Annotated in this window: 7 protein-coding genes; 2 read left to right on the forward strand and 5 right to left on the reverse strand. The window is 33.9% G+C overall.

Going from position 1 to position 5,837, the window contains the following annotated elements; genetic code table 11:
• The first annotated feature begins 191 nt into the window (after nucleotides 1-191).
• Nucleotides 192-413 (forward strand): hypothetical protein, encoded by a 222-nt coding sequence (locus V7138_RS05720; protein WP_335394866.1) that lies wholly within the window; start codon nucleotides 192-194, stop codon nucleotides 411-413.
• A 227-nt stretch (nucleotides 414-640) separates the two neighbouring features.
• On the opposite strand, the gene V7138_RS05725 is transcribed toward V7138_RS05720, so the two are convergent.
• On the reverse strand, nucleotides 641-1,087 hold the full coding sequence (locus V7138_RS05725) for a GNAT family N-acetyltransferase (RefSeq protein WP_335394868.1): 447 nt from the start codon (nucleotides 1,085-1,087) through the stop codon (nucleotides 641-643).
• A gap of 171 nt (nucleotides 1,088-1,258) precedes the next feature.
• Here V7138_RS05725 and V7138_RS05730 point away from each other — a divergent pair, with 171 nt between their 5' ends.
• A complete protein-coding gene (locus V7138_RS05730) occupies nucleotides 1,259-1,699 on the forward strand; it encodes an Lrp/AsnC family transcriptional regulator (protein WP_335394870.1) in 441 nt (146 codons plus the stop codon).
• Nucleotides 1,700-1,986: 287 nt separating this feature from the next.
• On the opposite strand, the gene V7138_RS05735 is transcribed toward V7138_RS05730, so the two are convergent.
• From V7138_RS05735 to V7138_RS05750, 4 genes are all read right to left on the reverse strand, one after another.
• Nucleotides 1,987-2,628: a hypothetical protein gene (locus V7138_RS05735; protein ID WP_335394871.1), complete on the reverse strand. Its 642-nt coding sequence runs from the start codon at nucleotides 2,626-2,628 to the stop codon at nucleotides 1,987-1,989.
• Nucleotides 2,618-3,142 carry a sigma-70 family RNA polymerase sigma factor gene (locus V7138_RS05740; RefSeq protein ID WP_335394873.1) on the reverse strand — a complete coding sequence of 175 codons (525 nt, stop codon included), beginning with the start codon at nucleotides 3,140-3,142 and terminating at the stop codon, nucleotides 2,618-2,620. The genes V7138_RS05735 and V7138_RS05740 overlap by 11 nt, the downstream gene beginning before the upstream one ends.
• Before the next feature lie 316 nt (nucleotides 3,143-3,458).
• The gene (locus V7138_RS05745) at nucleotides 3,459-4,322 is read right to left on the reverse strand and encodes an RNA polymerase sigma-70 factor (protein ID WP_335394875.1); all 864 of its coding nucleotides are present in this window, start codon (nucleotides 4,320-4,322) and stop codon (nucleotides 3,459-3,461) included.
• 5 nt (nucleotides 4,323-4,327) lie between these two features.
• A complete protein-coding gene (locus tag V7138_RS05750) occupies nucleotides 4,328-5,626 on the reverse strand; it encodes a phytoene desaturase family protein (RefSeq protein ID WP_335394877.1) in 1,299 nt (432 codons plus the stop codon).
• Nucleotides 5,627-5,837 lie beyond the last annotated feature (211 nt).

The raw sequence follows: 5,837 nt of genomic DNA on the forward strand, positions 1-5,837 counted from the left end.
CGTTTGTTCAATAAAGAATTCAACAAAAAAGGTGGTTAATCCTTCTTGAATCAACGCACCCGTTACCTTAAGTACTTTCTTCCCAATATTTTCGAACTGCGAATTATTTTTAATTGATAATAATACTATTATAGGCTATAGCCGTTGAATCGTGATAAATGTCGCATCTTTAGAGATTAAGGAGCGATTTAATGAATACCTATGGCTATATGCAAAATCCACAACAAATGAAGTTTATAGTATTAAACGCAGTCCAACCTATTGTGCAATATGGTTTAAAGGAAGCCCAGTATACTTCCTACAATCATGCAATGAGAGAAGTTGCAGCAATTTCATATTTAATGGGGATGGGCTATCAACCTATGCAAGCTAGGCAAATTGTTGAATTTTGGGAAGTAAACGAAACTTTTTAATATCTTGCAATTCCGGATGCACTGTTAATTCAGTGCTTTTTTATATGTTATCTGAACTTGCAATATTTTTATCCCACTTTTAATTCGCATTTTGGTTCTATTATATATTAAGAATGATGATTAATTCTTCAACTAAACTGCACCGTTAGTTCAAGAAGAAAAAGCTGCCCTTATGACAGCTCTAATCTTTAACTATCGCTACCCGATAGTTGAATAAGCATTAAAGGCTATTCAGCTAAATCTAAATCATAATGATAATATTGAGAGTCCTTTTTGTATCCATTTTTTTTATATAATCTTTGAGCAACGTAATTATCTGGTGCTGTTTCCAAACTAATACTTTTAGCACCTGTTTTAATAGCGAAATCTTTTGCTTTATGTAAGAGCATTTCTCCTATTCCTTGGTTCCTGTTTTTTACATCTATATACAAGTCATTTAGTATCCATGCTCTTTTCATGGATATTGATGAAAACGTGGGATAAAGTTGAGTAAATCCTACATACTCTTGTTTATCTTTAACAACGAATATAATAGAATCCTTGCTTTCTATACGATTTCTTATGTAAGTCTTAGCACCTTCTAAATCTGATGTTTGTTGATAAAACATTCGATACAAATTAAATAAATTTGATACTCCTTCTAAATCTTCAATGGTAGCTTGATATATTTCCATTTGAATTCCCCTCCCCTTTTAATAAAATTATTTAACCTTATTGATTACAATTTTATATGGTATATTATTCTAAATACATAACTTTTTTAAGGTTTTTTAATGAAATTACTTAATTTTAAACTTTAATAATATATATCTACTTAAATTTTTAATGTAAAGGTGGAGGCTGCCTTGGATGAAATTGATCAAAGCATTCTTATTCAACTTCAAAACAATGCTCGTATATCAATGACAGAATTAGGAAAGAAGATTGGACTTTCAACTCCCGCAATAAACGAAAGAGTAAAAAAACTTGAGGATAAAGAAGTTATAAAAGGGTATAGGGCTATCATCGATCCTGAAAAACTCAATAAAAATGTAACAGCATTTATTTTATTCGATACGAAACAAGGAAAGAAATTTAGAGGTTTTTGTAAAGAACATCCGGTAGTAGTAGAATGCCATCGATTAGCAGGTCAGTATAGTTATTTAGTAAAAGTCGTAACGGAATCAGTGAAAATACTTGAGGAATTTATTGATGCTACTTTACCTTACGGAGAACCGTCTACCTTAATAAAATTATCTTCTGTTGTGGAATATAAACCATTTATTAAAGACGTTCTTGAAGAATAATTATATTTGAGGATAAATTAATTTCTTAATGTTATCTTATTAGAATAAAGCTTCTTTGGTGTTGATGATTTGGTAGACAAAAAGGCATCCTGAATAGATCTATTCGGATGCCATTGTCATATTATATACTTTTAGAATGGACTGACCCTGCTTATATATATTAAAGAAATGCTCCCTATTGTGAAAAGTAATTTCAAGGACCTTATTAAGGTAAAGCACCCGTTAGCTCAATAAGGATTTCTATAAAAATGCATTAATCCTTTTTCATAAAATGCCACTTTAAGTGGTTACTCACCAATTTTAAATGGTATTTCTTCTTTGTAAGCCTTCTTGTATTTTTCAATAAGTTCTTTCTTTTCTCCATCATTATTAAAAGGAATATCCCCGCCAACAGGTATTACAGTGTGCCAGTTTTCTTCTTTTAAGTACCTTGTGGCAAATAAATACGTTTGTCCTTTAACAAGAAGTTTGTCATCTTCCATCAGAAACAAATATTCTCCCTCGTACCCACCTTGTTGATTAACTTTAATAGTACCTTTCAACTCTCCCTTGATATTATCGAGCACTTCAACCTCAAATTGTGTTTCCGGATAACCATTCAGTGATTTTGTATCAACTTGTTTTATAACCTTTCCTAAAAATACATTATCTGAAAAACCTACAACTTCTCTTGGGTTGTATATATCAATAACAGAATTTGTTTCCATAGTTCTAATAATAGGATTCTCTGGGGGGGTATTTGAAAAGTAATTAGGTCCGAAAATTCCTAAAGCAAGTGAAGCTGCTATTACGGGTCCGATAATATAAGACCATTTACGTTTTGATTTTCCCATCTCTGATTTCGCTTTTGAAACCCCCATTTTGCTTCTTTCACTTAGTTCTTTTGGAATTTGGATTCTATTCATTTCTTTTTTAATTTTATTGCTCATATAAACCATCTCCTTTCAAATCTTTACGGAGCTTATTTAAAGCTCTGTATAAAACTGTCTTTGCCGTACCCAAAGGTATTTCAAGAGTTTCTGATACTTCTTTAATTGTCAAACCTTCGTAAAATCTTAAAACAATTACGCTTTTCTCATCTTCGTTTAATTGTTCGATTAGGTCTCGAACTGTTATTTCTAAATCAATATCTTCATTGACATCTCCAGGTATGAATTCCTCAAATTCTGGCTTCATTTGAACTACGTTTTTCTGCTTACGAAGCAAATCAATAGCACAACTAATAGCAATTTTTATTAACCAAGTTTTAAAGTATTTAGGTTCTTTAAGATTTTTAATTGATTTAAATGAACGATATGCTGTCTCCTGAACAACATCAAGAGCATCGCTTTGATTTTTTACATATACAAATGCTGTTCGATAAATGTCTTCTTCATATTGCTGAAATAATGTCAAAAATGCTTTATCATTTCCTTTTTGTGCCTTTCTAATTAAATTTAACAACCGAGCCACCTCCTTAACTTCTTTTCACCTATTAGACGGACAATTACTTCATTTGGCTTTAATTACTAAAAAAATCATCCTGTAATTTTACAGGATGATTCCCCATAATATTATATCTATCCTTTTGCTCTTCCTTCTTAAACTAAACTGCACCTTTAGTTCAACAAGAATAGCTGCCCAGGAAAGGGCAACTGTCATATTCATTAGTAAAGGATTGAGCAATATAACTTCCTGACCCTTGCCTCTGTAAATTTCCAACGATTCCCATTACAAAAAATAGTATGGTTTAAAAGGTGAAAATCATCGAATACCATTTTTATTTTTGCAAGTGTGCCAATTTATCCGGATTGGCCACCATATAAATACGCCAAATTTTATCGTCTTGGAACTCCATCGAGATTACATAAGCGACATAGCCATTAATTGATACGACAACGCCTGGGTACCCATTTACAACTTTGAATTCCATTCTTGAGTTTTCAGGCAGTTTTTTCATAATGCTTGTAAACAAAATGACAATTCGCTCTGATGTATAGATTGGATTTAGCGCAGCTTTTACTTTGCCACCACCGTCAGAAATAAATACAGAATCTTTCTTCAATAAATCTAGCATTTTATGGATATTCCCTTTTTGTAGCGCCATCGTAAATTGTTCTACGCTGCTTCTCATCGATTGGAAATCCAAAGTAGAAGTTTTTGGGCGGTTCTCCATGCTTTTTTTGGCTCTGTGAAAAATCTGCCTGCAATTGGTAGATGATTTTTCAATAATAGCTGCAATTTCTTCATAGCTATACTGAAAAACTTCTCGTAATAGGAAGACAGCTCGTTCAGCTTCAGATAACTGCTGCAAAAGCAAGAGATAAGCGGTCGAGATAGATTCCTTCATCAAATAAGTATGAAAAGGGTCATTTCCTGCATCTACAAATGGTTCTGGCAGCCACTCTCCAACATAAACCTCACGCTTACTAGCAGCTGATCGCAATTTGTCTACGGAGCTATTCATCACGATCTTACATAAATACTCTTTCTTGTTTTCAATGACTTTTTCGCTGCTAACACGGTTATACGTTAGGAACGCCTCTTGTACAAGATCTTCTGCATCCGCAACACTTCCCGTCATTCGGTAGGCGATCGAAAATAACAAAGGCTTATACGTCTGATACAATTGTTCAGTCTCCAAAACGATTAACCTTCCTTTGCTAAAATCATTTCGTTTGCTTTTAAAATTTCTCGCGCTGCACGCTTCCCACTCGCAACTGCAGCATCAGCTAATACTTCTTCATGTCCTGCCCAATCTCCTGCAATAAAAATTCCTTTCATTTCTGGTATTCTTGGACCCGGATTTTCTTTTCGTTTTACATGTGGAAAATCATGCGATACCGTTAGTTTCGGTAAAAATTGTTGCACCACGACTTCTTTTTGCCATCCAGGATGAAGCAAATCCATTACTGATTCTAATTGTTGCTTATCTGCATTTACGTTAATTTCTTCCATTGGATTATGGTATTTTGCTAAACTTACAACCAATGTCCCGTCCTCACTTAACTTTGCAGCCCTTGATTGGTTCGTGAAAAACAAAGCTTGGTCTAGTCCTATCGCAAATTGATGTTTTGGGTTAGGTAACTTTTTAATCCCTATATCTAAACAGCATGCCGTAACAGGAATTGCTTGTTCATTCCAGAGACGTAACGAAGTATGTTCTGCACCATTTATCATGTTGATTGCCTCTTTTGGAGGGGCTGCAACGATACAATCAGGAACGTGAATAATCGTACCATCTGAGCATTGTATGATTTGATATTGCTCATGATGTTCAATATTTGTTACATTTTTATTCGTTAATATTTCAGCCCCCCACGCTTCTGCCTGCTTCTTAAGTTTTTGAACAATCGTTTCCCAACCTCCATCAACATATAAGACACCCGCATTTAATGAGCGCTTCACCTGTTTCAAAACTGGCTTTGCAAGCTGTAAAGTCGAGGCATTCGTATAGGAAGTCAAACGACAAATCGAATAAAATATATGCCTCACCATCGGATCGGATATTTCAGAATCTGCCCACTCCTTAAGGCTAATTTCCGGAATGGAATAAATATTTAATTGCATAATCTTTACCATTAATTTTCCGAACATAAATTTAGCTTTCCACGATATAAGTGTTGATGACATAATCGATGAAAAATCTGTTGGAATGACATGAACGGCATGATTTAAAATGCCGTGAATATGAATAGCTTTCGTAGCATTCCCACCTGGAAGAGATATTCCAAGTTCAGCTAAAATGTTCGTAGCATCCCCTGACATATACAATCCATGCGGTCCCAAATTCATAAGAACCCCATTTTTATCATTTGTCATCGCTCTTCCACCTAGACGATTCGATTTTTCCAAAACAACGACCTTTTTTCCTTCTCTCGCCAATAAATTTGCTGCTGTCAACCCAGCCAATCCTCCACCCGTGATTGCAACATCATATTTAAACATAAAAAATCCCTCCTACATTTGTTCTGTAATCAAAACGAATGAGGAAAGGATTTTGTGACAGCCAATATAAAAAAACTTTGTATTATATTGCTTTGAAATAAAGTTTGATTAAAATGGGTTCTTCTTCAGTAGAGTTAAGTTTGATTATTTCCTAACTGCTTCATTTGTTGAAAAAGAAATATAAAAACCTTTAATTCGCAAATAATATAAT

This window comes from Bacillus sp. JJ1533, assembly GCF_036965045.1.
Taxonomy (GTDB): Bacteria; Bacillota; Bacilli; order Bacillales; family Bacillaceae_L; genus Ferdinandcohnia.

Excerpts from the sequence above, each read along its gene's own strand:
- V7138_RS05735 (WP_335394871.1), bottom strand. The coding sequence starts at position 2,628 with ATGAGCAATAAAATTAAAAAAGAAATGAATAGAATCCAAATTCCAAAA.
- V7138_RS05720 (WP_335394866.1), top strand. The coding sequence starts at position 192 with ATGAATACCTATGGCTATATGCAAAATCCACAACAAATGAAGTTTATA.
- V7138_RS05725 (WP_335394868.1), bottom strand. The coding sequence starts at position 1,087 with ATGGAAATATATCAAGCTACCATTGAAGATTTAGAAGGAGTATCAAAT.
- V7138_RS05750 (WP_335394877.1), bottom strand. The coding sequence starts at position 5,626 with ATGTTTAAATATGATGTTGCAATCACGGGTGGAGGATTGGCTGGGTTG.